The following is a 25182-nucleotide window of genomic DNA, read 5'->3' on the forward strand; positions in this document are numbered from 1 at the left end:
ATGACCGAGACACGCGAGGTACGGCGCCGCGGGCGCCGCCGGATCGTCCTCCCGCTCGCCCTGGTCGCCGTCCTCGGCGGCTCCGGCGCGCTGGCCGTGGCCCGCCCCTGGGAGGCGCCCGGCACCGCCGACGCGCGGCCCGTCGTCGAGCACGGCACGGTGGTCGTGGAGAAGGGCTCGCTGTCCAGCGGGATCCAGGTCGCGGGCGCGCTCTCCTTCGACGCGCCCACGTCGGTCGTCGCCGCCGGGCAGGGCACGCTGACGGCCCTGCCGTCCGTCGGCGCCGTCGTCCGGGCCGGTCAGCGGCTGTACGAGGTCGACGGGCGGCCGGTGGTCCTGATGACGGGCAAGCGTCCGCTCTGGCGCGATCTCGGGCCAGGGGTCCCGGACGGGCCGGACGTGGAGCAGCTCAAGCGCAATCTGCTGCGCCTCGGCCACGCCGAGGGGCTCGGTCTGAGCGTGGACGGGAAGTTCACCAAGGCCACGGCGGTCGCGGTGAAGCGCTGGCAGAAGGCGCTCGGCGCCCGCCAGACCGGGACGGTCGGCCGCGCCGAGGTCGTCATGCTGCCGCAGGGCTCGGTCCGGGTGGAGCGGGTCTCGGCCCAGCTCGGCTCGGCTGTCGGTACGGGCCCGGTGCTGACGGTCACCGACACGGCCCTGGTCGCGGTGGTGCGGCCGGCCGAGAACCAGCTCTCCCGGTTCAAGCCGAACGCGCGGGTGAAGGTGCGGCTGGCCGACGGGGGCACGGTCGAGGGCCGGATCCGCTCCCTGATCCGCGGCGGCGCCGGGGGCGGCGCGGACGGCGGGGAGGGCGGTTCCGGCGGCGGCGCGGAGAAGACCACCGTCACCGTCGCCCTGGACGACCAGGGCAAGGCCCGGCAGGCCGGTCCCTCCAGCGTGACCGTCACGATCGTCGGCGACACCGCGCGGGACGCCCTGATCGTCCCCGTCACCGCGCTCCTCGCGCTGGACGGCGGCGGCTACGGCGTACGGGTCGAGCGGGACGGCGCGGCGGCACGGCTCGTCCCGGTCCGGCTGGGGCTGGTCGCCGACGCGAAGGCGCAGATCGACGGGGACGTGCGCGCGGGCGACCGGGTGGTGGTGCCGCAGTGACGACGCCCAGGCCCCCGGCCACGCCTGCCACGCCTGTCGCCCCGGCCTCCCCCACCACCCCGGCCACCCCGGGCCCCGCCACCCCGGCCGCCCCCGCCGTCTCGGCCTCTCCGACCGACCGCCCGGCCCCCGCCCCGGTCCTGGAGCTCACCGGTGTCGTCAAGGAGTACCCCGGGGAGCCGCCGCTGCGGATCCTGCACTGCATCGACCTGACCGTGGCGGCCGGGGAGCTGCTCGCCGTCGTCGGGCCCTCGGGGTCCGGCAAGTCGACCCTGCTGGCGCTGCTCGGCTCGCTCGACCGGCCCACCGCCGGGCGGCTGCGGTTCGAGGGGCGCGATCTGGACGGGCTCCCGGACCGCGAGCTGGCCGCGCTGCGGGCCCGTCGGATCGGCTTCGTCTTCCAGCAGTTCTTCCTGCTGGCCGGGCTGAGCACGGTGGAGAACGTGGCCACCGGGCTGCTCTACAGCGGCGTGCCCGCCGCGCGCCGCCGCGCCGCCGCCGTGGAGGCGCTGCGCGAGGTGGGGCTCGGGCACCGGCTGGACCACCGCCCCGACCAGCTGTCCGGCGGCGAGAAGCAGCGGGTGGCGATCGCCCGCGCGCTCGTCGGGCGGCCGGCCCTGCTGCTGGCCGACGAGCCCACCGGCGCGCTGGACAGCGTCTCCGGCGCGGCCGTCGTCGGGCTGCTGCGGGAGCTGAACGAGCGGGGCACGACCGTCGTCGTGATCACCCACGACCGCGAGCTGGCCGCCTCCTTCCCCCGGCGCGTCGGCATCCACGACGGCCGCGTCGACTTCGACGAACGCGGCCCCCACCCGGCAGGAGCCCCCCAGTGACGCGAGCACCGCGCCGCACCCGGCTGCGCCCGGCGGACCTGCTCCGTCTGGGCACGATCGGCCCGCGCACCCGCAGGACCCGGTCCGCGCTGTCGGCGCTCGGCATCGCGCTGGGCATCGCCGCCGTCATCGCGGTGACCGGGATCTCCCTGTCCAACCAGGCGCATCTGCTGGCGCGCCTGGACGCGCTGGGCTCGAACCTGATCACCGTGGGCCCCGGCAAGGACGCCGAGCAGCGCCCGGTGCCGCTGCCGGCCACCGCGGAGAAGATGCTCGCGGACATCGGCCCGGTCCAGCGGGTGACCGCGACCGGGGCCACCGAGGCCGGGGTGTACCGCAACGACCTGGTGCCCAAGCAGCAGACGGGCAGCCTGACGGTGCTGGCGGCCCGGCTCGACCTGCTGGAGGTGCTGCGCGCCCGGATGGCGAGCGGGCGCTGGCTGGACCGGGCGAGCGAACGGCTCCCGGTGACCGTGCTCGGCGACGTGGCCGCGAGCCGCCTCGGGGTCACCGCCCCGGGCGAGCGGGTCTGGCTGGGCGGCGAGTGGTACGTGGTCTCCGGGATCCTGGCGCCGAACGAGCTGGCGCCCGAGCTGGGCACCGCCGCGCTCGTCGGCTGGCCGCGGGCGACGGCCCGGCTCGGCGCGGACGGCACGGCCGCCACGGTCTATCTGCGCGCGCACCCGGAGCGGGTGCCCGACGTGCAGGCGGTGGCCGGGGCGACCGCCAATCCGGCGAGCCCGAGCGGGGTGGCCGTCAGCCGCCCGTCCGACCTGCTGGCGGCGCGCGACGAGGCGGAGGACGCGCTCACCGGACTGGTGCTGTCGCTGGCCGCGGTCGCGCTGCTGGTGGGCGGGGTCGGCATCGCCAACACGATGGTGGTGGGGGTGATGGAGCGCCGGGGCGAGATCGGGCTGCGCCGGGCGCTGGGCGCGCGGGGCGGGCAGATCGCCGTCCAGTTCCTGCTGGAGGCGGTGCTGATGGGCTTCGTGGGCGGGGTCGCCGGGCTGGTGCTGGGCGGGCTCACGGTCTACGGCTACGCGTTCGCCCAGGGCTGGCCGGCGGCCGTGCCGCTCTCCCTGGTGGCGGCGGGCCCGGCGGTGTCGGTGCTGGTCGCCGCGCTCGCCGGGATCTATCCGGCGCTGCGCGCGGCCCGCTCCTCCCCCACGGACGCCCTGCGCTCGGCCTGAGAGCCGAAGGCCGAGGACCGACGGCCGACGGCCACGTGTACGAGGGCCCCTGCCGGCGCGCGCCGGCAGGGGCCCTCGTACAAGGTGCGTGCGTCAGCTCACGGGCTGCTGCTGGGTGACGCAGTGGATGCCGCCGCCGCCGGTGCCGAGGCGGTCGATGTTGAGCTGCTCGATCACCCGGCCCGGGTAGAGCCGGGCGAGGGTGGCCTTGGCGGCGGTGTCGGCGGCGGTGTCGCCGAACTGCCCGGAGATGATCGCGCCGTTGCAGACGTAGTAGTTGGCGTAGGAGGCGAGGAAGTCGGCGTTGGTGGAGCGGATCTTGTAGTAGTCGGGGCCCTGGAGCTTGTTGGCGGCCATGGCGGTGCCGGTCGCGGTGGTGGCCGCGGACAGCACCGCGTACTGCTGGCGGGCGTCCTTGGCGTAGACGTCGTTGTCGGTGGAGAGCGGCATCTGCACCAGCGCCTTGCCGGGGGCGAGGAAGCGCGAGGTGGCGTCGACGTGGTCGTCGGTGATGTCCTGGTTGCGGACGCCGTCGAACCAGATGACCTTGGAGGCGCCGTAGGCGGCGCACATCGCCGCCTCGATCTGGCGCTCCGTCATGCCGGGGTTGCGGTTGTTGTTGACGAGGCTGCTGCGGGTGGCCATCAGGGTGCCGGCGCCGTCCTGTTCGATGGCCCCGCCCTCGCCGATGAGCCCGGCGGAGGTGTACGGGACGCCGACGTAGGCGGCGATCCGGCCCGCGACCAGGTTGTCCTTGGCGTGGGTCTGCCGGTTGCCCCAGCCGTTGAAGTTGAGGCCGATCGCGTCGAGGCCGCCGGCCCCGTTGGTGCGGAAGACCGGGCCGGTGTCGCGCATCCAGCAGTCGTCGACGGGGATCGTGCTGATCACGGTGACCGTGGAGCCGCACAGCGAGCGGGCCTTGGCGGCGCTGCCCGAGTTGGCGCACATGATCACCGGCTCGTACTTGGCGATGGTGCGGGCGATGAGGGCGATGTCCGCCTGCACCCCGCTCAGCTTGTTGCCCCAGATCGAGGTGGAGTCCGGGAAGGCCATCCAGGTGCGGGTGTGCCGGACGTCCTCGATCGGTACGGAGAATCCGCCGGCCGCGGCGCTCCGGCCCACCAGCGACCGGACGGCCGCCTGGGCCTCCGTGGCCGCCAGGGCGGTGCCGACGGCCGCGATTCCGGCGGCCTTCAGGAACCGGCGTCTGCCCAGACCCCCGCCGCCCTGTGCGCGCTCCGCGTGCTCGTTCATTGCTGCCTCCAGCTCTCAACTCCCCACGGAACACCCGTGGTTGATTCGGAAACGTAGAACTGACCGAGCGCTCGGTCAATATTTTCGGCCAGGATTGTGGCGGCTGGTTAGATAGAGGCCATGGCCGCACCCGCGAAGGACTCCCGGACCACCAGCGCCGCCCCGCCCGCGAAGCCGCCGGCCCCCCGGTCCCGGGCGTCGGCGAAGGGCGAGCAGACCCGCGCGCGCCTGATCGCGGCCGCCCGGACGCTGCTCGCCGGTGAGCAGGGCGAACGGTTCACCACCCGCAACGTGGCCGCGCTCTGCGGGGTCTCGCACGGGATGTGCCACTACCACTTCCAGGACCGCACCGACCTCGTGCTGGCCGTCGTCGACGACATCCGCCCCGAGTGGATCCTGCCGCTGGAGGAGGCGGTCGCCGCCCCCGGCACCTTCGCCGAGCGCGCCGAGCGCGTCCTCGTCCTGCTCGACGGGCCCGAGAGCCCCGACCTCGCCCACCTCCACTCCGCGCTGCACTGGCACGCCCTCAACGACGAGCGGGTACGGGAGTCCCTGGAGGCGGAGTACCGGCGCTGGCGCGCCTGTTTCGTCGCCCTGTTCCAGGTGCTGGCCGACGAGCGCGGCGGCGGGATAGACCCGCGCCCGCTCGGCGAGGCGGTCGCCGCCGCCGTGGACGGACTCGCCGCGGTCGCCTCGCTGGACCCCGGGCTCGACGGCGGAGCGGTACTGCGGACCCTCGTCGGCACGCTCGCGGCCGGGGCCTGAACCGCGCCCGGCGTCCGAACCGGCCTTAGCCCGGACCTGAGCCCGGACCGGCCGGTGCCCGGACCGGCCGCGCCGCCGCCCTAGGGCAGCCCCTACAGCGCCCGGCGGGCCGCCGCGATCCGTTCCGGGTCCCAGCCCGGCCGGGGCACCGACTCCAGCAGCAGCCGGGTGTACGGGTGCTCCGGCGCCGCGAGCACCTCGGCGGTGCGGCCCGCCTCCACGACGGCGCCGTGCCGCATCACGATGACCTCGTCGGTGACGCACCGCACCACGCCGAGGTCGTGGGTGATGAACAGATAGCCGACCGAGGTCTCCTCGCGGATGTCGGCCAGCAGGTTGAGGATCTGCGCCTGCACCGACACGTCCAGCGCCGCGACCGCCTCGTCCAGCACCAGCACGGCCGGCTCCACGGCCAGCGCCCGCGCGATGGCCACCCGCTGCCGCTGCCCGCCGGAGAGGTGCCTCGGCAGGGCGTCGGCGGCCCGGGTCCCCAGGCCGACCTGGTCGAGCAGTTCCCGCACCCGCCTGGCGTGGTCGCGCTCCGGGAAGTGCAGCTTCAGCGTCTCGCGCAGCGCCGCCTCCACGCTGGTGCGCGGATCGAGCGAGGAGTACGGGTCCTGGAAGACCATCTGGACCTCGCGGGCCCGCGCCAGCCGCCCGGCCCGGCCGCGCGCCCGCTCGGTCCTGGACCGGCCGAGGACATGGACCTCGCCCTCGTCCGCGTACTCCAGGCCGACGACGATCCGCGCCGTGGTGGTCTTGCCGGAGCCCGACTCCCCCACGATGCCCAGCGATCCGCCGCGCGGCAGGACGAACGACACGTCGTCCACCGCCCGGACGGCTCCGTAGCTGCGGCGCAGCCCCTCGACGACCAGCACGTGCTCGGCGTTCTCAGACATCCGCGGCGCTCCCTTCGAGCCGGTCGCTGTGGTGGCAGGCGGCCCGGTGGCCGGGCCGGCCGGGGGCGCCGAGCATCTCGGGCGCCCGCAGGTCGCACGCCTCCGTGGCCAGCGGGCAGCGGGCGGCGAAGGCGCAGCCGGACAGCTCGGTCCGCAGGTCCGGGGGCTGCCCCTCGATGGCGGCGAGCCGGCCGCCGCCGCCCTCCATCCGGGGTGTGGAGGCCAGCAGCGCCGCCGTGTACGGGTGCCGGGGGCGGGCGAAGAGCTCCGCCGCGGGCCCGCTCTCGGCGATCCGCCCGGCGTACATCACGTACACCCGGTCGCTGATGGCGGCGGCCAGGTCCAGGTCGTGGGTGACGAACAGCAGTCCGGTGCCGAAGCGTTCGCGCAGCCGCCCGAGGAGGGCCACGACCTCCGCCTGGGTGGTGACGTCCAGGGCGGTCGTCGGCTCGTCCGCGAGGAGCAGGGCCGGGTCGCCCATCAGGGCCGCGGCGATCATCACCCGCTGGAGCATCCCGCCGGACACCTGGCCGGGGTACTTGTCCAGGGCGGTCGCGTCGAGGCCGACGGCCTCCAGGAGTTCGACGGCGCGGGCCCGGGCCCGGTCCGCCGTCATCGTCCTCGTCAGCCGGACGCTCTCGGTGAGGAAGTCGCCGATCCGCCGCAGCGGGTTGACGGCCGCCCGGGGGTCCTGGAAGACCATGGCGACGGTGCCGGTGCGCAGCGCGCGCAGCCGGTCCGCGTCGAGGGCGAGGACGTCCTGCCCGTCGACGAGGACGGCGCCCTCGGTGACGGCGCCGGACGGCAGCAGCCGCAGGGCGCTGCGGGAGGTCAGGCTCTTGCCGGAGCCGGACTCGCCGACGAGGGCGACGGTCTCGCCGCGCCCGACGGTGAGGTCGACGCCGTCGAGGACGGGGCGGGCCGTGCCGGGCAGGGTGATCCGCAGCCCCCGGACGTCGAGGGCGGGCGGGTCGGTCGGGTTCATCGGTCTCTCCTGGCGACACGGTCGGCCCAGCGCTCGCCGACCACGTTGAAGGCGACCACGGTCAGCACGATGAGGGCGCAGGGCAGGATCGCGGACAGCGGGTAGCCGTGCTGGACGGCGGTCTGGCCGTCGAAGACCATGCGGCCCCAGTCGGGGGTGAGCGCCGGGACGCCGAGCCCGAGGAAGGAGAGGCCGGCGAGGTCCATGAGGGCGTAGCCGAAGTTGATGGTGGACTGGGCGAGGACGACGGGGGCGATGTTGGGCAGCACGTGGCGCAGGCAGATCTGGAGCGCCGAGTGCCCCTGCACCTGGTAGGCGCTGACGTAGGGCCTGGCCCGTTCGGCGAGGACCAGGGAGCGGGTCAGCCGGCTGACGTAGGGCAGGTAGGCGATGGCGAGGGCGATGACCGGGGCGGTCAGCCCCTCCCCGTACATCGAGATGATGAGGATCGCCAGCAGCATCCCGGGGAAGGCGAAGACGAGTTCGGTGCTGCGGGAGAGCAGCGAGTCGAGCCAGCCGCCGCGCCAGGCGGCGGCCATCCCGACGGCAACGCCGGCGACGGTGGAGAAGAGGACCACGCCGAGCGGGCCGAGCAGCGAGGTGCGGGCGCCGAGGAGCAGCCGGGAGAGGGTGTCGCGGCCGGCGGCGTCCACGCCGAGCGGGTGCCCGGCGGAGGGTCCGGCGAGCGCGTTGCCGAGGTCGACCGCGTTCGGGTCGTACGGCACGAGGAGCGGGGCGAGCAGCGCGGCGGCCACGACCAGGAGCACGAAGCCGAGGCAGCAGAGGTGGAGCGGTGAGCCGGCCGTACGGATCCGGGCGAGGCCGGGGCGGCGGGTGAGGACCGCGGTCATGCGGTGGACCTCCTCGATCCGAGGGTGATCCGCGGGTCGACCAGCGGGAGCAGCAGGTCGACGATGAGGTTCACGGTCATGAACAGGGCGACGATGATCAGGGAGATGGCCTGGACGGTCGGGAAGTCCTTGGTGGAGGTGGACAGTTCCAGGAGCTGGCCGATGCCGCCGATGCTGAACGCGGTCTCGACGAGGATCGTGCAGACCAGCAGGGTCGAGACGATCAGGCCGCCGGTGGTCAGGACGGTGCCCAGGGAGTTGCGGAAGACGTGGCGGCGGATGACCTGGCGCTCGGGCACGCCCCGGCTGCGGGCGACGGTGACGTGCTCGCTGTCGAGGGCTTCGAGCATCGCGGAGCGGGTGACCCGGGCGAGCATCCCGATCAGGTAGAGGGCGAGCGCGACGGCCGGGAGGGTGAGGTGCCAGACCTGGTCGAGGAAGCCCTCGCCCGCGCCGCCGCTGGGGAACCAGCCGAGCTTGACGGCGAACAGCGCCTGGAGCAGGACGGCGGCGACGAAGGAGGGGGTGCCGACGGCGAAGGTGGTGGTGACGAGGACGGCGGAGTCGGTGGCGCCGCCGCGCACGGCGGCGACCCGGCCGAGCACCAGGCCGACGACCACGACCACGGCGAGCGCCATCACGACCAGCAGCAGGGTGGTGGGGAGGCGGTCGGCGAGGAGCCGGGAGACGTCGGTGCGGTAGGTGATCGACCGGCCGAAGTCGCCGTGGAGCAGGTCGCCGAGCCAGCGCAGGTAGCGGACGAGGAAGGGGTCGTCCAGGTGGTACTGGGCGTTGATGGCGGCGAGCGCCTCGGGCGAGGCGGAGCGGCCGGAGAGCAGGAAGCTGGCGGGGCTGCCGGGGGCCAGGTACATCGCGCCGAAGACGACGAAGGAGGCGCACAGCAGGGTGGCGGCCATCTCGGCGAGGCGCCGGGCGGCGAATCGGGCGAAGCTCACCGCGCGGCCCCCACATCGGCGGCCCACGGGTAGTACATGTAGGAGATGGTGGTGGGGGCGCCGGTGATCCGCTTGTTGAGGAAGACGGAGGTGGGCCACTCGGCGACCGGGATCCACAGCAGCTGCTCGGCGGCCTGCTTCTGGAGCTCGGTCTCGATCAGCAGGCGCTTGTCGGGGTCGTACTCGGCGGTCGCCCGCTCGACGCCCTGGTCGTACTTCTTGTCGCTGTAGCCCGCGAAGTTGAGGTAGGCGCCGGTCTTGAAGCTGGTGAGCAGGTCCAGCGGGTCGGTGATCGAGTCGTAGTAGGTGAGCGGGAACATGTCGATGCCCTCGCGCGCCTTCGGGTCGGTGAAGAGCGCGGTGAAGGCGTTCGGGGCGATGGTCTTGAGCCGGATGTCCAGCCCGATCCGCGCGCCGGCCGACTGCACGGCGGTGGCGAGCAGGGAGACGTCCTGGCCGATGGAGCTGGTGGCGACGGTGAGGGTCTTGCCTTCGGCGCCGGCCTCCTTGACGAGGGCCTTGGCCTTCTCGATGTCGGGTCCGCCGGTGGGCAGCCAGTCGAGGGCCGTCTTGCGGGTCCGCTCCGAGCCGGCGGCCCAGGCGGCGCGCGTGGTGAGGGAGTGGGTGGCGGTGCCCGCGCCGCCGAGTCCTGCCTTGACGAAGCCGGAGCGGTCGAGGGCGAGGGAGAGCGCGCGGCGGACGCGGACGTCGCCGAGCGGGCCCTTCATGTTGGTGATGTTGACGTTGACGGTGCTGAGGCCCTCGCCGAAGTAGAGGGTGCCGACGCCGCTGCCCTTGAGCCGTCCGTAGCTCTCGGTGGGGATGAGGTAGCCGCCGTCGGCCTCGCCGCTGAGCAGGGCGTTGGTGCGGGCCGAGGGGTCGGTCATGAAGCGGAAGACGACCTTGCCGGACTTGGCCTTGCGGCCCCAGTAGCCGTCGAAGCGGTCGAGCTCGACGGACTGGCCCTTGTTCCAGGTGCCGAGGGTGAAGGGGCCGGTGCAGGCGAGGCCGCCGGTGGTGCCGTAGTCCTTGCCGGCCTTCTCGACACCCGCCTTGGAGGCGACGACCCCGGCGGCGGTGGCCATGTACTGGGGGAACTGGGAGTCGGGCTTCTTGAGGGTGACGGTGACCTGGAGCGGGCCGGTCTTCCTGACGGCGGCGACGTTCTGGAAGTTCTGCGCCCAGGCGGCGGCGTTGTCGGGGTTCGTCTGCCGGCCGAGGCTGTAGACCACGTCGTCGGCGGTCATCGTGCGTCCGTCGTGGAAGCGGACCCCCGCGCGCAGGTCGTAGACCCAGGTGGTGGGGTCGGGGTTGGACGCCTTGCGGGCGAGGCCCGGTTCGAGGGTGAGGCCCGGGGTCCAGCGCATCAGGCTCTCGCACACGTTGGACAGGATGGTGTTCTGCGGGTAGTCGAAGGCCACCGTGTAGTCGAGGGTGGGCGGCTCGGCGTAGACGGCCCAGGTGAAGGAGTCGAGCGGGCCCTTGGCGGCGGGCGTGCCCTTCGAGAGGGTGACGGCCCCGGCCCCGTCGCCGGCCTTGGGCGGCCCGGCGCAGGCCGCCAGCAGGGCGGTGGAGGTCAGGAGGGCGGCTGCGACCGCGAGCGGGCGCCCGGACCCGGGGCCGCGTAGCCCCCCGGTGCGTCTGCTGGTGCGGAGTACGGATGTGATCATCGTCGCGCTCTCTTTCCGTACGCGGTGCGTACGCGATGGGGGAGGCCGCCGGACCGCTGGGACGGTCCGGCAGGAGCGGGCGGGGGCGGGGCGGGCGGGGGCCGGTCCGAGGGGTGCGGCCGGGGATTACGGCCGGGCGTTACGGCCTGCGGTCACGGCCAGCGGTCACGGCCGGGGCTGGGCGGCGGGGATCTGCTGGGTGATGCAGTGCACCCCGCCGCCGCCGAACGCGATCGCGAGCGCGCGCACACCGACCACCTTGCGGCCGGGGTACGCCTCGGCGATCACGGCGAGGGCCGCGTCGTCCTCGGGCAGTCCGGCCACGGGCACGACGACACCGCCGTTGGCGACGTAGTAGTTCAGGTAGGACACCTCGACCCGGCCGTCGGCCATGTCGACGAACGCGGTCTGCGGTACGTCGACGATCTCCAGACGGCGGCCCTGCGCGTCGGTGGTGGCCTCCAGTACGGCGCGGTTGGCCCGCATCCGGGCGTAGTCGGGGTGCGCGGGGTCCTCGGGGAGGGAGACGACGACCTTGCCGGGGGCGGCGAAGGCGCAGACCCCGTCGACGTGGCCGTCGGTCTCGGTGTCGAGCAGGCCGCCGTACGGAAGCCAGACAACCTTACGGACGCCCAGCCGGGATATCAGCTCGGCCTCGATCTCGTCCCGGTTCATGCCGGGGTTCCGGTTGGGGTGCAGGAGGCACTGCTCGGTCGTGATCAGCGTGCCCTCGCCGTCGACCGTGATCGCGCCGCCTTCGAGGATCATCTCGGAGCCGATCCGCTCCACCCCGAGGTGGTCGAGGAGCAGGGCGCTGATCCGGTCGTCGGAGTCGTAGGGGTGGTGCTTGCGGCCCCAGGCGTTGAAGCGGAAGTCGACGCCGGCCCGGCGGCCCTCGGCGTCGAGGACGAACAGCGGGGCGGAGTCGCGGAACCAGGAGTCGTCCACCGGGAGCTCCACGACGGTGATCTCCGGGCCGCACCAGGTGCGGGCGTCGTCCCCGTGGCCGGGCGGGGCGACCATGGTCACCGGCTCGAAGGCGGCGATGGCCCGGGCGACGTTCGCGTACTCCTCCTTGACGTCGGCGAGCACGCTGCCCCAGAGGTCGGGGCGGGTCGGCCAGGCCATCAGACAGCCCTCGTGGGCGGACCACTCGGCGGGCATCTGGAATGCGGTCATCGGAAGCTCTCTCTTCGGTGGGTGGCATCCTCCTCTCGACTGAAAATTCAGTCAAGAGTGAGGACGCCGGAAGATCGGGTGTACGGGATCGGGATGTACGGGATCGAGGGGTACGAGATCGGGGACCCGGTCCGGGGATCCGGGGAGGTGTGCGAGCGCCGGAGCCGCGTCCTGCGCGGGTGGCGGAGGGCCGGGCGGGCCCGGAGGGCCGGCGGCTGCGGGGCCGTCCGCTCTCGGCGGTGCCCACACTGTGGCACTGACTGAAAAGACAGTCAAGGTTTTGACGAAGGGCCCGTGACGCGGAGCCGAAGCGGGGGTGACGGGCGGGTGCCGGCCGGTGCGGGCGGCGGTCAGCCGAGCCCGGCGAGCTCCGCCTCGACGGCGCCCAGCAGCAGGTCGCGCGCGTGCTCGATCCGGATGCCGCCGCCGAGCCAGCGCATGCTCAGGCCCTCCAGGAGCGCGGTCAGCCGCTCCCCCGAGGCGGCGAGCGCGGAGGCGGGGGCCATCGGCCGGACCTGGCCGAGCAGCGCGGCCACCTCCTGGGTCCACACCAGGGTGGCCCGCGCCAGGTCCTCGCGCAGCAGCTCGTCGAAGACGGCGCTGGCCCTCAGCTCGCCCCAGGCGGCGCTGTTCTCACGGACGTCCGGGATGTCCTGGAGCTCCAGGAGCAGGGTCTCCTCCAGCTCCTGGCGCGGGGTCAGCGGCGGGGCGTCGGGGTCGCGGTCGCTCGTGTAGCGCTCGGCGCGGTCGTTGATGAACTCCAGGGTGTGGCGCAGGATCCCGGCGCGGTCCTTGAAGTAGTAGTAGATCAGCGCCGTGGACACACCAGCCTCGGCCGCGAGCTCCTCCACCCGCAGCCCGCGGATCCCGCGCCGGGCGATCACCCGCGCGGCGGCTTCCAGGATCTGAGTACGACGAGTCGCCATGGCCGAACCCTACCTGGCGCTTTCCGGGCCCCGCTCAGCCCGCCCGGTGGTAGCGGTCGACGGCGACGGTGACGGACCGGCCGCCGGGTGCCGCCTCGACCAGGCGCACGATCGCGAGGTCCTTCTGGTCGGAACCGCGCACGCAGAAGGGCCGTTCGCCGGCGAGCTCGGCGAAGGGCAGGGCCGTCACCGGGCGGGTCTCGATGCCGCGCACGCAGTCGGCGACGCTCAGCTCGTCGCCGTCGGCGACGAAGGCGTCGGTGTCCTCGGACACGACGAACGCGGCGCCGTCGCGGGCCAGATACCAGGAGGCGGTGTCCTCCGGGACCACCTTCCCGGCCCCGAGGTCGAACTCGTAGCCGGCGTCGGGGAGGGTCAGCTCCGCGTTCGCGTACCCCGGCGTGTAGCGGGCCGGGGCGTCCCCCGGCGGGCGGTCGAGCGCGAGGAAGGCGACCGCCCCGCCGCCGAGCAGCACGCCGCCCGCCGCCAGCCCGGCGACCACGGCCCGCCGCCCCCGGCGGGGCGCCCGCCGGGGGTTCCCGGGGCCGTCCGCTCCGCACGGGGGCGGGGCCGCCGGAGCCGCGTCGGTGGCGGGCGGCGCCGGGGGCCCGGCGGAGGCCACGGTGGGCTGGGCGTGGACCGGGGGCGGGGTCGGGGCCGGGGTCGCGTACGGGGGCGGCGTCGGGAACGGGAACGGCGTCGGCGCCTGCGCCTGCGCCTGCGCCGGGAACGGGGTCGGGGCCGGGGTCCGTGTCGGCGGGTACGCGGTCGGTGGTGGCGTGCTCCCCGAGCCGTAGCCCGCGATGTCCGCGCTGACCGGATGCGGCAGCCACTCCTCGGCGAAGGCGAAGCCCGGCCGGGGGCCCACGGCCGGGTGGGCGTGGACGGCGGCGATCAGCTCCGCGGTGCCGGGCCGCTCGCGCGGGTCCTTGGCGAGGCAGCGCCCGAGCAGTTCCCGCAGCTCCGGCGGTACGGGGCCGAGGTCGGGCGCCTCGTGGACCACCCGGTAGAGCGCGGCGGCCTCGGGGCCGTTCCCGAACGGGGTCAGGCCGCAGGACACGTAGGCGGCCAGCGCGCCGAGCGCGAACACGTCGGCGGCCGGGGTCACCGGGTGCCCGAGGGCCTGCTCGGGCGCCATGTACGCGGCGGTGCCGATCCGCAGCCCGGTCCCGGTGAGCGCGGCCGCGTCGGCCGCCCGCGCGATGCCGAAGTCGATCACGCGCGGCCCGTCGGCGGCGAGCAGCACGTTCGCGGGCTTGAGGTCCCGGTGCACGACGCCCACACCGTGGATCGCCTGGAGGGCCTCGGCGACACCCGCCACCAGCGGCAGCACCGTGCGGACCGGCAGCGGGCCGTGCCGCTGGACGACCTGCTGGAGGGTGGGCCCGGGGACGTACGCCGTCGCCAGCCACGGCGTCCGGGCGTCGACCCCGTGGTCCACCACCTGCGCGGTGTACAGGCCGTGGATCCGGCGGGCGCTGGCGACCTCCTGGGCGAAGCGCTCGCGGAACTCGGGGTCGGTGGCGAACTCCTCCCGTACGGCCTTCAGCGCGAGGGGCCGGCCACCGGGGGTGTACGCCAGGTACACCACGCCCATGCCGCCCGCGCCCAGCCGGGCGTGCAGCCGGTAGCCGCCGATCTCGCTCGGGTCGTCGGGGGACAGCGCCGTGCGGGCGGGCGGGGCACCGGGGGGCTGTGCGGACATGCGGCGGCTCTTTCGGCGAGGGGGCGTGGGGGGACGTAGGGGCGCGTGAGGGTGCGTGAGGCCCCCGCATCGTGCCCCTAACTAAAGTTTCAGTCAATATGGGACGATGAGAACAGACACCATCGGAAGGAAACAGCCGGTGACGGAGCGCAGAACCGCCATCCTGGAGGCGGCGGCCCGCGCCCTGGCGCGGCGGGGGGTCCGCGGGCTGCGCGTGGACGAGCTCGCCGCCGAGGCGGGCGTGTCGACCGCGCTGGTCTACTACCACTTCAAGGACCGGGCCGGCCTGCTGGGGAGCACCCTCGACTTCATGGCCGGCCGGTCCCGGCGGACCGCGGCGGACCGGGCGGGCTCCGGCGGCCCCGCCGACGCCCACGAGCTGCTGGAGCTCGCCTTACTCGGGGAGTTCCAAGAGGTCCCGGAGGTGCGCGAGGCCGGCACCGCCTGGAGCGAGCTGCGCGCCGGGGCGATCTTCGAACCGGCCCTCAGGACGGCACTCGCCGAGGCGGGCGGGGTCTGGATCCGTGAGGTCGCGGAGCTGCTGGCGCTGGTCCGGCCGGCCGCGGGCGCGGCGGCGCTGGGCGCGGCGGCCGAGCGCCTGACCGCGCTGCGCGAGGGGCTGAACGCCCGGCGGTTCAGCGGCGTCCTGCATCCGGGGCACGCCCGGGAGCTGATGCGGGAGGCGATCCGGGCGGAGCTCGCCCACCTCCCCCAGGGCGTCCCCTCGGACATCGGCCGCGATCCTCTCCCGGCCCGAGTTGTTTGACTGACTTTTCAGTCAGTGCCACAGTAGGGGCCAGGAGGCCGTATCCGCCGTCGTGGCGAGCGGCGCTCCGGGTCCGCGTCACGCACCCTGGACGCAGGACTCGCAGCAGGACTCGCCCGGCGCTCCCGCGCCACCCCTCATACCTCTCCCCCCACCTCGGAGTCCACCGTGACCTTCCTCCCTTCCCGCCGCTCCACCCTCCGCGCCTTCGCCGGCATCGGCGCGCTCGTCCTCGGCGCCTCGGCCTGCGGCCCCTCCGACCCCGGGCTGGCCGGGGCCGCGGGCAGCGCGGACCCGGCCAAGGACACAGGCTCCCGCGCGGCGGGCGGGCGCCGCCTGGGCGCCGAGTGGGAGAGCCACACCCGCACCTTCATGTCCTGGCCGGCCCTGGAGTCGGTCTGGGAGGAGGACCTGCGGTACGTGCGCGAGGACATCGCCCGGATCGCGCGGGCCGTCGGCGAGTACGAGGCGGTCGTGATGATGGCCCGCCGCGACCAGGTCAAGGCCGCCCAGCGGGCGTGCGGCTCCCAGGTGGAGGTCATCCCGCTGGAGGTCGACGACCTCTGGGCCCGCGACACGGTCCCCGTCTTCGTCGAGGAGGGCGGCGCCGTCACCGGCGTCGACTTCAACTTCAACGGCTGGGGCGACAAGCAGCGCCACGACAACGACGCCCTGGTCGGCGAGACCCTGCTCGGGAAGTACCGGATCCGGCGCGAGGAGGCGCCGCTGGTGGCCGAGGGCGGCTCGTTCGAGACCGACGGCGAGGGCACCCTGCTGATCACCGAGAGCTCGATCGTCAACGACAACCGCAACCGCGGCAAGAGCCGCGACCGGATCGAGGCCGAGCTCAAGGAGACCCTGGGCCTGGACAAGGTGATCTGGCTCGCGGGCGTCCGCGGCGAGGACATCACCGACGCGCACGTCGACAGCCTCGTCCGCTTCACCGCCCCCGGCGTCGTGCTGCTGGACCGGGCCCACCCGAGCACCCCCGCCGACTCCTGGTCGCGCTCCGCCGACCAGGCGAAGTCGGTGCTGTCCCGCGCCACCGACGCGCGCGGGCGGCGCTTCGAGATCATCGACCTGCCCCAGCCCGACCTGGACCGGATCACCGGCGAGGGCGACGACTTCGTCTCCACGTACGCCAACTTCTACATAGCCAACGACGCCGTCTTCATGCCCCGCTTCGGCGACCGCAAGGCCGACGCGACCGCCAAGGGCATCCTCCAGGAGCACTTCCCCAAGCGGGACATCGTCGCCGTGCCGATCGACACCATCGCCTCGGGCGGCGGCGGCATCCACTGCTCCACGCACGACCAGCCGGGCAAGCCCGCCGCCTGACCCGGGCCCGCACCCGTACGCCTCCGCGCGGCCCCGCCCCCCACGCCCCCACGCACACCCCGGAGTCACCGTGTCCGAGAACCGGCGCCGTCGGCGTCCGCGCAGGCGGACCCTGGTCACCGCCCTGATCCTGCTCGCCATGGCGGCGGCCGTCACCGTCGGCGCCTGGCTGCAGTTCGGCGAGCGGCAGGACCTGGACACGGTGTACACGGCGGGCGGGCGGGCGCCCGACCGGGTGGACGTCGAGGCCACGGTCCAGCGCGTCGACGCCTCCGGCCGGGAGCTGGTGCTGCGGGTGCTGGTGACCCCCAGGGGCGCGCTCGCCGAGGCGGGCGGGATCTCCCCCGCCGAGGACCTCGTCGTGCAGACCTCGACGTCCACCGGCGGCGACCTGTCCTTCCCCGCGCACAGCCGCATCTCCACCCGGGACGTGCCGGTGGCGCTGACCGGCGGGCCGATCACCGACTACCCCTTCGACTCGTACGCGACGACGCTGGAGTTCGGCGCCACGGTGGGCGGCGAGAAGGTCCCCGTCCACATGCGGCTCGGCAACGCCGACGCGCTCTTCGCCGCCGGGGTGGACGCGGCCGAGAGCGACGGCGTCGCCGTCTTCGACATCGGGCTCGCCCGCTCCAACAGCGTGCTGGTCTTCGCCGTCTTCATGATGGCGGCGATGTGGGCCCTGGCCGTGGCCGTGCTGATCGGCGCCTGGTACCTCGTCACCCGCCGCAAGGGCCTGACCTGGCCGGCCCTGGGCTGGATGGCCGCCACCCTGTTCGCCCTGGCCGCCTTCCGCAACACCGCCCCGGGCGCCCCGCCCATCGGCTCCCTCCTCGACTACCTCGCCTTCCTCTGGGCGGAGTCGGTCGTCGCGACCTGCCTGATCGTGGTGGTCGTGGCCGGGATCAGGGCCGAGCCGGCCATCGAGGACCCGGCGCCGCCGGCCGGGGACCCCGAGCCGCCCGCCGACGAGCCCGCTCCGCCCACCTCTCCGATTCTCAACTGAACTTTCAGTCAGCATGAGACAATCGCCCGGACAATGAGGAGGAGCGCGTGGCGACGGACCGCCGAACGGCGATTTTGGAGGGGGCCGCCCGGGTGATAGCCCGGCGCGGGGTCCGCGGGCTGCGGGTGGAGGAGCTGGCGGCCGAGGCGGGGGTCTCCACCGCGCTGGTCTACTACCACTTCAAGGACCGGGCGGGCATCCTGCGGCACACGCTGGAGTTCATCAGCGACCGGGCCGACCGCTACACCGCCGAGGCGGAGGGCGCGGAGCCGGACGGCCCGTACGACCCCCGGCTGGAGCTGGAGCGCTCGCTGCTGCTGGAGTTCCAGGACCTCCCCGAGGTCCGCGAGAACAGCACCGCCTGGGGCGAGCTGCGCGCCAGCGCCGTCTTCGAGCCGGAGCTGCGCCCCGACCTGGCGCGGGCCGGGCTCACCTGGGTGCACGAGGTCGCCGCGCTGCTCGCCCAGGCGTGCCCGGCGGCCCCCGCCCCGACCCTGACGGCCTCCGCCGAGCGCCTGACCGCCCTGCTGGAGGGGCTGAGCACCCGCTGGCTGACCGACGCCCTGACCGTGACGCACGCCCGCGCGCTGATGCGGGAGGCGGTCGGCGTGGAGCTCGGCCTGCTGCACCGGACCTGGACCCCGGACGCCTGACCCGGGCGGCGGCCCCGACCGCCCGGACGGCGCGGGGGCCCGTCAGCCGCCCGTCAGCCCCCGTCAGCCGCCCGTCGCCCGCAGCCGCAGCAGCTTCTTGTCCGGCTTGCCCGCGTCGGTGAGCGGCAGGGCGGGGAGGAAGTCGACGACCTCGGGCTCGTACATCGGGCCCCGGCCCTCGCGGACCCAGGCCCGCAGCTCGTCCGCCGAGACCTCGGCGCCGGGGGCGGCGACGATCGCGGCGTGGACGCGTTCGTGGCCGCCGTCGCCCTTCACGCCGTAGACCGCGCTGTGCCGGACGGCCGGGTGGGTGTCGAGGAAGTCCTCCAGTTCGGTGGTGTACACATGGCCGCCGACCACGGCGATCATGTCCTTGATCCGGTCGACGACCGAGAGGTAGCCGCGCTCGTCGAGGCGGCCGAGGTCGCCCGTGTGGACCCAGCCGTCCCGCAGGACCTCGGCGGTCAGCGCGGGGTTCTTCCAGTAGCCCTCGAAGGCGTGGCCGGAGCGGACGCAGATCTCCCCGACCTCGCCCGGGGGCAGCGCGCGGCCCGCCGCGTCCCGGATCTCGACCTCGGCGCCGGGCACCGGGCGGCCGGCGGTGCGCAGGACGTCCGGGCGGTCGGGGTCGTGTTCGGCGGCGGTCAGCACGCTGACCGCGCCCGCCTCGAACTGCCCGTACCCCTGCTGGAGGACGGGGCCCAGCAGCCGTACCGCCTCGGCGATCCGGCCGGGCGACGAGGGGGTGCCGCCGTAGGTGACCTGGCGGAGGCTGGAGGTGTCCGCGCCCGGCGCGTCGGGGTGGTCGATCACCTGGTAGAGCAGGGGCGGCAGCAGCATCAGGTTGGTGATGCGCTCGCGGGCGATGGTGGCGAGGACGTCGGCCGGGTCGAAGGCGTAGTGGAGCACGACGGTGCCGCCGGCGGAGAGGGTGGCGTCGGCGATGAAGCCCGCCGCGTGGGACAGCGGGGTGCAGACCAGGTCGCGCCGGCCGGTGCCGCTGAACAGCTCCCGGGTCCGGGCGAGCCCCTCGTGCATCCCGCCGAAGGTGCCCCGTACGCCCTTGGGATGGCCGGTGGTGCCCCCGGAGTGCCGGATGAAGCAGAGGTCGTCGGGGTGCGCGGTGCCGGTCACCGGGGTGCCCGGCTGCTTCGCGGCCAGGGCCGTCAGGTCCTCCCCGACACCGGAGAGCGGCCCCGCCGGGGAGCCGTCCAGGAGCAGGACGTGCTCGACGGGCGGGACCCGGCGCAGGAGCCCGGCCGCCCGGTCGGCGAGCCGGGGGTCGACGACGAGCGCGTACGTCTCGACGTCGGCCATCATCAGGGCCTGCACGTCCGGGGCGAGCCGGTTGTAGAGGTGGTTGAAGCGGGCGCCGAGGAGGTTGACGGCGTAGCGGACGGCCACGGTCTCCGGGAGGTTGCCGCACAGCAGCGTCACGGTCCGGCCGGGGCCGATCCCGCGCTCGCGCAGCGCGCGGGCGAACCGGTACACGAGTGAGCGTAACTCCGGCGCGGTGAGGCGGTGTTCGTCACTGACGAGGACATCGCGGCCGGGTTCCGGGGCCAGCCCTTCCAGGATGGTCTCGACGTAGTTGCGGAACTCGGGCGGGGGCGAGGCGGACACGGGGATCCCTTCGGAGGCGTGGGCGGTCGCCCCGGAACCTGTCCCGCGGGGGCGCCCGCCACGCGTGATCCCGCCGGCCGTCCCGCCGGGCCGCCCGGGAGCGGCCGGTTCCGCCGGATGCTTTGTCCGGAACGGGGCTTCAGGCGCCCGCCGGGCGGAACCTACTGTGCGCATACGGATCGACACGTACCGTGTCCGCGATTCCGCGTCCCGCCGTGCTGCCCGGACGCGGATCCGCCGTCCAGTCCTCCGTCCAGCCGACGAAAGGCAGAGAACACCCGTGGTTCTTCCCGATCGTGCCCAGCCCCAGCCCGCCACCCCGCTGACGCGGGACCTGAACGCGGCCGTCGTCGTCCCCGACCCGGCCACGGACGCGGAGGCCGCGTTCGCCGCGCGGGGGCTGGTCGCCCCGCTGCCCGCCGACTTCACCGTCGCGAAGGACGGCGGCGGCCCGTTGCCCGCCTGGTCGCTGGAGCCGTTCCGGTTCCTGACCGGGCAGGCGCCGGACACCGTGAACCCGAGCCTGTGGCGCAACGCGCTGCTGAACATGAACGTGGGCCTGTTCGAGGTCGTGACGGACGCCGTCTACCAGGTCCGGGGCATGGACCTGTCCAACATCACCTTCCTGGAGGACCCGTCCGGCTCCTCCCGGGAGATCGTCGTCGTCGACCCGCTGATCAGCGAGGAGACCGCGGCCGCCGCGCTCGCGCTCTACCGGGAGCACCGGGGCGACGACCGGGCCATCCGGGCCGTGATCTTCACCCACTCCCACCTGGACCACTACGGCGGCGTGCTGGGCCTGTGGGCGGACCGGGCGCTGCCCGAGGGTGTCGAGGTCATCGCCCCCGACGGCTTCCTGGAGCACGCCGTCAGCGAGAACGTCTACGCGGGCAACGCGATGCAGCGGCGCGCCCAGTTCATGTACGGCTCGCTGCTGGAGCGTTCGGAGCAGGGGCAGGTGGACGCGGGCCTCGGCAAGGGCAACTCGATCGGCACCTCGGGGCTGCTCGCGCCGACCTTCACGGTGACCTCCGAGCTCGCGGCGCCGGGCATCGTGCACGCCTTCGGGCCGGTGAACATCGAGTTCCAGCTCACCCCCGGCACCGAGGCCCCGGCCGAGCTGAACTTCTACCTCCCCGACGTGCGCGCCCTGTGCATGGCGGAGAACGCGACGCCGACCCTGCACAACCTCTACAGCCTGCGCGGCGCCCAGGTCCGGGACGCCAAGGCGTGGTCGGAGTTCCTGGTCCAGTCCGCCGCCTGGTACGCGGACCGCTCCGACTCGCTGTTCGCCTCGCACTTCTGGCCGCGCTGGAACAGCGAGGACGCGCCGGAGACCATCCGCTCCTTCCTCACCTCGCAGGCCGACCTGTACCGGTACCTGCACGACCAGTCGCTGCGGCTGGCCAACCACGGCCTGACGATGACGGAGATCGGCGAGGAGATGGACGGCGCCGTGCCGGACTCCCTGGCCGGGCAGTGGTTCAACCGGGGCTACTACGGCACGGTCAACCACGACTCCAAGGCGGTCTACCAGCGCTATCTCGGCTGGTACGACGGCAACGCGGCCCATCTGCACACGCTGCCGCCCGAGGAGGCCGGCGCCCGGTACGTCGACGCGTTCGGCGGCGCCGACAAGGTCGTGGACATCGCCCGTACGGTCTTCGACAACGCCAAGACCGCGCAGGACTACCGGTTCGCGGCCGAGCTCCTGACCCACGTGGTCTTCGCCGACCCGACCGACTCCGCCGCCCGCGGCCTCCAGGCCGACGTGCTGGAGCAGCTCGGCTACCAGGCGGAGAGCGGCCCCTGGCGCAACTTCTACCTGGCCGCCGCCAACGAGCTGCGGGTCCGCCCGGTCGACAGCCCGGTCTCCCTGCCCTCGCCGCAGATCATCACGCCGCCGGTGCTGGCCGCGATGCCGCTGGAGATGCTCTTCGACTACTTCGGCATCCGGCTCAACGGCCCGAACGCGGCCGGGCAGCCGCTGTCCCTCGGCCTCACGGTGACCGACGGGATCCCCGGCGACCCCACCACGTACACCCTGCGCGTCCGCAACGGCGTCCTGGTCCAGGAGTCCGGCACGCTCGACCCCGCCACCACGGACGCCGTGTACACGGTCACCCGCGACGGCCTCAACCGGCTCGCCATCGCGCAGTCCACGCCCGAGGAGCTGGTCGCGGACGGCTCGCTGACCGTCGACGCGGGCACCCTCGACACGCTGGACACCTTCGACGCGCTGCTCGACACCTTCGGGTACTGGTTCGGGCTCACCACCCCCTGATCCGACGGCTCCACCGGCCGGCGCCCTCCCCCGGGGGCGCCGGCCTCGGCACGCCGGGCGCCGCTCAGCGGAAGGCGGGGATGACCTCGGAGCCGTACGCGTCGATGGTGCCCTCGCGATCGTCGTGCATGGCGTAGACGGCGAACTGGTCGACACCCAGGTCCTTCAGCTGGCGCAGCTTGCGGACGTGGGCCTCGGCGGGGCCCAGGAGGCAGAAGCGGTCGACGATCTCGTCGGGGACGAACGTGGTGTCGGGGTTGTCGGCGCGGCCGTGGTGGGAGTAGTCGTAGCCCTGCCGGTCCTTGATGTACGCGGTCAGCTCCTCCGGGACCATGCCGGAGTGCTCGCCGTACTTGGCGACGAGGTCGGCGACGTGGTTGCCGACCATGCCGCCGAACCAGCGGCACTGGTCGCGGGCGTGCGCGAGGTCGTCGCCCACGTACGCGGGGGCGGCGACGCAGATCGTCACGGAGCCGGGGTCGCGCCCGGCGTCGACGGCGGCCTGCCGGACCGCCTTGACCATCCACTCGGTGAGGAACGGGTCGGCGAGCTGGAGGATGAAGCCGTCGGCCTTCTGCCCGGCGAGCGCGAGGGCCTTGGGGCCGTAGGCGGCCATCCAGACGGGCAGCCTGCCGTCCTTGATCCACGGGATGCGGATCGGGTTGCCGTCCACCGTCGCCTCGCGGCCCTCGGCCAGGTCGCGGATGACGTCGATGGCCTCGCCGAGGCGGGCCAGGGTGTTGGGGCGGCGGCCCGCGACCCGCATCGCCGAGTCGCCGCGGCCGATCCCGCACACCGTGCGGTTGCCGAACATGTCGTTGAGGGTGGCGAAGGTGGAGGCCGTCACCTCCCAGGTGCGGGTGCCGGGGTTGGTGACCATGGGCCCGACGCGCAGCTTGGTGGTGTGTTCCAGGATCTGGCTGTAGATGACGAAGGGTTCCTGCCAGAGCACGGCGGAGTCGAAGGTCCAGCCGTAGCGGAAGCCGTGGCGCTCCGCCCGGCGCATCAGGCCGACGACCTGCGAGGCGGGCGGGTCGGTCTGCAGGACGAGTCCGAAGTCCAAGGTGCCTTCTCCTAGTTCAGGTACTGACAGGTGGAGCGGGGGACGAAGGCGCCGTGCCCGGCGCGGCCGACGTAGGTGTCGCCCTCGATGACGATCTCGCCGCGCGACAGGACGGTCTCGACCCGGCCGGTGACCGTCCTCCCCTCGTACGCCGAGTAGTCCACGTTCATGTGGTGGGTCGCCGCGGAGAGGGTCTGGGTGGCGGCCGGGTCGTAGACGACGACGTCCGCGTCGGCGCCGGGCGCGATCGTGCCCTTCTTCGGGTACAGGCCGAACATCCGGGCCGGGGCGGCGCAGGCGATGTCGATCCAGCGGCGGCGGGTGATGTGCCCGTCCACCACCGCCTGGTGGAGCAGGTCCATGCGGTTCTCGACACCCGGGAGTCCGTTGGGGATCTTCGAGAAGTCGCCGCGGCCGAGCTCCTTCTGGCCCTTGAAGCAGAAGGGGCAGTGGTCGGTGGAGACCACCTGGAGGTCGTCGGTGCGCAGCCCCCGCCAGAGCGCGGCCTGGTGCTCCCTGGGGCGCAGCGGCGTGGAGCAGACGTACTTGGCGCCCTCGAAGTCCGGCTCCGCCAGGTTGTCCGTGGAGAGGAAGAGGTACTGCGGGCAGGTCTCGCCGAAGACGGGGAGGCCCTTGTCGCGGGCGGCCGCCAGTTCGGCGACGGCCTCCTCCGCCGACACGTGGACCACGTAGAGCGGGGAGCCCGCGACCCGAGCGAGCTGGATCGCCCGGTGGGTGGCCTCCGCCTCCAGGAGGGCCTTGCGGACCTCGCCGTGGTAGCGGGGGTCGGTCTCGCCGCGGGCCAGGGCCTGTTCGACGAGGACGTCGATGGCGATGCCGTTCTCCGCGTGCATCATGATCAGCCCGCCGTTGTCGGCGGCCCGCTGCATGGCGCGCAGGATCTGGCCGTCGTCGCTGTAGAAGACGCCGGGGTAGGCCATGAAGAGCTTGAAGGAGGTGACGCCTTCCTGGACCAGCCGGTCCATCTCGCGCAGGGAGCGCTCGTCGACGTCGGACAGGATCATGTGGAAGGCGTAGTCGACGGCGCAGACGCCGTCGGCCTTGGCGTACCACGTGTCGAGCCCTTCGCGCAGGGAGCGTCCGACGCTCTGGACGGCGAAGTCGACGATGGTGGTGGTGCCGCCCCAGGCGGCGGCGCGGGTGCCGGTCTCGAAGGTGTCGGAGGCGGCGGTGCCCCCGAAGGGGAGTTCCATGTGGGTGTGGGCGTCGACGCCGCCCGGGATGACGTAGCGGTCGGTGGCGTCGATGGTCCGGCCGGCGGTCCAGCCGGCGGCGATGTCGGAGCCGTGGGCGGCGAGGGCGGCGATCCGGCCGTCCTCGATCAGCACGTCGGCGTGGAGCTCGTCGGCGGCGGTGATCACCAGACCGCCCCGGATGAGAGTACGGGTGCTCACGGACTTCTCCCCTGCTGGCGGGACGGGACGGTCTGGTGGGGTGGGCTAGAGGGAGCGGAGGGCCTGTTCGAGGATGGCGGCGCCCTCTTCGGCCTCGGCGACGGTGAGCGAGAGCGGGGGTGCGACGCGCAGCGCGCTGGTGTCGTGGCCGCCGCCCTTGCCGATGAGCAGCCCGCCGGCGCGGGCGGCCTCCAGGACCGTTCCGGCGGCGTCCCGGGCGGCGTGGTCGGTGCCGGGCTCGGTGAGCTCGATACCGATCATCAGGCCGCGGCCGCGGACCTCGCGGACGTACGGGGCTCCCGCGGCGGCGGCCCGCAGCCGTTCGATGAGCAGCCCGCCGACGCGGCGGGCGTTGCCCTGGAGGTCGTGTTCGAGGAGGTACGCCAGGTTGGCGAGGCCGGCGGCCATGGTGACGGGCGAGCCGCCGAAGGTGGAGATGGAGGAGGCGTCGAGGCAGTTCATGACCTCGGCGCGGGCGACGACGCCGCCGATGGACATGCCGTTGCCGATGCCCTTGGCGAAGGTGAGGATGTCGGGCGGTCCGGCCTGGCCGTGCGCCTGCCAGCCCCAGAAGTGCTCGCCGGTGCGGCCCCAGCCGGTCTGCACCTCGTCGGAGATCCAGAGGATGCCGTGCCGGTCGAGGACGCGCCGGAAGGCCGCGTAGAGGCCGTCGGGCGGGGAGGTGAAGCCGCCGACGCCCTGGATGGG

Annotated in this window: 22 protein-coding genes; 9 read left to right on the plus strand and 13 right to left on the minus strand. The window is 74.1% G+C overall.

Features of this window, described 5'->3' with window-relative positions:
* From AB0C99_RS26040 to AB0C99_RS26050, 3 genes are read left to right on the plus strand one after another with little or no spacing between them, the layout of a single operon-like run.
* Positions 1–1113, plus strand: coding sequence for a peptidoglycan-binding protein (locus tag AB0C99_RS26040; protein ID WP_362479547.1), 1113 nt, complete (start codon positions 1–3; stop codon positions 1111–1113).
* Positions 1110–1946 carry an ABC transporter ATP-binding protein gene (locus tag AB0C99_RS26045; protein ID WP_362479550.1) on the plus strand — a complete coding sequence of 279 codons (837 nt, stop codon included), beginning with the start codon at positions 1110–1112 and terminating at the stop codon, positions 1944–1946. Before AB0C99_RS26040 ends, AB0C99_RS26045 begins: the two co-directional genes overlap by 4 nt.
* A complete protein-coding gene (locus AB0C99_RS26050; protein ID WP_362479553.1) occupies positions 1943–3136 on the plus strand; it encodes an ABC transporter permease in 1194 nt (397 codons plus the stop codon). The genes AB0C99_RS26045 and AB0C99_RS26050 overlap by 4 nt, the downstream gene beginning before the upstream one ends.
* Before the next feature lie 93 nt (positions 3137–3229).
* On the opposite strand, the gene AB0C99_RS26055 is transcribed toward AB0C99_RS26050, so the two are convergent.
* Positions 3230–4390 carry an agmatine deiminase family protein gene (locus AB0C99_RS26055; RefSeq protein WP_362479556.1) on the minus strand — a complete coding sequence of 387 codons (1161 nt, stop codon included), beginning with the start codon at positions 4388–4390 and terminating at the stop codon, positions 3230–3232.
* Between the two features lie 120 nt (positions 4391–4510).
* Here AB0C99_RS26055 and AB0C99_RS26060 point away from each other — a divergent pair, with 120 nt between their 5' ends.
* Positions 4511–5155 carry a TetR/AcrR family transcriptional regulator gene (locus tag AB0C99_RS26060; RefSeq protein WP_362479559.1) on the plus strand — a complete coding sequence of 215 codons (645 nt, stop codon included), beginning with the start codon at positions 4511–4513 and terminating at the stop codon, positions 5153–5155.
* A gap of 92 nt (positions 5156–5247) precedes the next feature.
* On the opposite strand, the gene AB0C99_RS26065 is transcribed toward AB0C99_RS26060, so the two are convergent.
* The 8 genes from AB0C99_RS26065 to AB0C99_RS26100 all read right to left on the minus strand — a co-directional run bounded on the left by AB0C99_RS26065 (position 5248) and on the right by AB0C99_RS26100 (position 14326).
* On the minus strand, positions 5248–6054 hold the full coding sequence (locus AB0C99_RS26065) for an ABC transporter ATP-binding protein (RefSeq protein WP_362479562.1): 807 nt from the start codon (positions 6052–6054) through the stop codon (positions 5248–5250).
* Positions 6047–7039, minus strand: a complete 993-nt coding sequence (locus AB0C99_RS26070) for an ABC transporter ATP-binding protein (protein WP_362479565.1) — start codon at positions 7037–7039, stop codon at positions 6047–6049. The genes AB0C99_RS26065 and AB0C99_RS26070 overlap by 8 nt, the downstream gene beginning before the upstream one ends.
* Positions 7036–7890 carry an ABC transporter permease gene (locus AB0C99_RS26075; protein WP_362479568.1) on the minus strand — a complete coding sequence of 285 codons (855 nt, stop codon included), beginning with the start codon at positions 7888–7890 and terminating at the stop codon, positions 7036–7038. The genes AB0C99_RS26070 and AB0C99_RS26075 overlap by 4 nt, the downstream gene beginning before the upstream one ends.
* Complete coding sequence (locus AB0C99_RS26080) at positions 7887–8846, minus strand: ABC transporter permease (RefSeq protein WP_362479571.1); 960 nt, start codon at positions 8844–8846, stop codon at positions 7887–7889. Before AB0C99_RS26080 ends, AB0C99_RS26075 begins: the two co-directional genes overlap by 4 nt.
* Positions 8843–10516: an ABC transporter substrate-binding protein gene (locus AB0C99_RS26085; protein WP_362479574.1), complete on the minus strand. Its 1674-nt coding sequence runs from the start codon at positions 10514–10516 to the stop codon at positions 8843–8845. Before AB0C99_RS26085 ends, AB0C99_RS26080 begins: the two co-directional genes overlap by 4 nt.
* A gap of 165 nt (positions 10517–10681) precedes the next feature.
* Complete coding sequence (locus tag AB0C99_RS26090) at positions 10682–11695, minus strand: agmatine deiminase family protein (protein ID WP_362479577.1); 1014 nt, start codon at positions 11693–11695, stop codon at positions 10682–10684.
* Positions 11696–12045: 350 nt separating this feature from the next.
* Positions 12046–12621: a helix-turn-helix domain-containing protein gene (locus AB0C99_RS26095; RefSeq protein WP_362479580.1), complete on the minus strand. Its 576-nt coding sequence runs from the start codon at positions 12619–12621 to the stop codon at positions 12046–12048.
* A gap of 34 nt (positions 12622–12655) precedes the next feature.
* Positions 12656–14326: a serine/threonine-protein kinase gene (locus tag AB0C99_RS26100; protein ID WP_362479583.1), complete on the minus strand. Its 1671-nt coding sequence runs from the start codon at positions 14324–14326 to the stop codon at positions 12656–12658.
* Positions 14327–14465: 139 nt separating this feature from the next.
* On the opposite strand from AB0C99_RS26100, the gene AB0C99_RS26105 reads away from it, so the two are divergent.
* The 4 genes from AB0C99_RS26105 to AB0C99_RS26120 all read left to right on the plus strand — a co-directional run bounded on the left by AB0C99_RS26105 (position 14466) and on the right by AB0C99_RS26120 (position 18089).
* Positions 14466–15092 carry a TetR/AcrR family transcriptional regulator gene (locus AB0C99_RS26105; protein WP_362479586.1) on the plus strand — a complete coding sequence of 209 codons (627 nt, stop codon included), beginning with the start codon at positions 14466–14468 and terminating at the stop codon, positions 15090–15092.
* 168 nt (positions 15093–15260) lie between these two features.
* The gene (locus AB0C99_RS26110; protein WP_362479589.1) at positions 15261–16430 is read left to right on the plus strand and encodes an agmatine deiminase family protein; all 1170 of its coding nucleotides are present in this window, start codon (positions 15261–15263) and stop codon (positions 16428–16430) included.
* Between the two features lie 70 nt (positions 16431–16500).
* Entirely contained in the window at positions 16501–17436 is a 936-nt protein-coding gene (locus AB0C99_RS26115; RefSeq protein ID WP_362479592.1) for a DUF4436 domain-containing protein, read from the plus strand.
* A 47-nt stretch (positions 17437–17483) separates the two neighbouring features.
* On the plus strand, positions 17484–18089 hold the full coding sequence (locus AB0C99_RS26120) for a TetR/AcrR family transcriptional regulator (RefSeq protein WP_362479595.1): 606 nt from the start codon (positions 17484–17486) through the stop codon (positions 18087–18089).
* Positions 18090–18152: 63 nt separating this feature from the next.
* On the opposite strand, the gene AB0C99_RS26125 is transcribed toward AB0C99_RS26120, so the two are convergent.
* Positions 18153–19718, minus strand: coding sequence for an AMP-binding protein (locus tag AB0C99_RS26125; protein ID WP_362479620.1), 1566 nt, complete (start codon positions 19716–19718; stop codon positions 18153–18155).
* A 274-nt stretch (positions 19719–19992) separates the two neighbouring features.
* On the opposite strand from AB0C99_RS26125, the gene AB0C99_RS26130 reads away from it, so the two are divergent.
* Positions 19993–21996: an alkyl sulfatase dimerization domain-containing protein gene (locus tag AB0C99_RS26130; RefSeq protein WP_362479597.1), complete on the plus strand. Its 2004-nt coding sequence runs from the start codon at positions 19993–19995 to the stop codon at positions 21994–21996.
* A gap of 64 nt (positions 21997–22060) precedes the next feature.
* On the opposite strand, the gene AB0C99_RS26135 is transcribed toward AB0C99_RS26130, so the two are convergent.
* From AB0C99_RS26135 to AB0C99_RS26145, 3 genes are all read right to left on the minus strand, one after another.
* A complete protein-coding gene (locus AB0C99_RS26135; protein WP_362479600.1) occupies positions 22061–23059 on the minus strand; it encodes a TIGR03842 family LLM class F420-dependent oxidoreductase in 999 nt (332 codons plus the stop codon).
* An 11-nt stretch (positions 23060–23070) separates the two neighbouring features.
* A complete protein-coding gene (hydA, locus tag AB0C99_RS26140; RefSeq protein WP_362479603.1) occupies positions 23071–24474 on the minus strand; it encodes a dihydropyrimidinase in 1404 nt (467 codons plus the stop codon).
* Between the two features lie 45 nt (positions 24475–24519).
* The coding region (locus AB0C99_RS26145; protein WP_362479606.1) for an aminotransferase class III-fold pyridoxal phosphate-dependent enzyme at positions 24520–25182 on the minus strand (663 nt) is incomplete at its 5' end.

This window comes from Streptomyces sp. NPDC048659 (assembly GCF_040650575.1).
GTDB lineage: Bacteria > Actinomycetota > Actinomycetes > Streptomycetales > Streptomycetaceae > Streptomyces.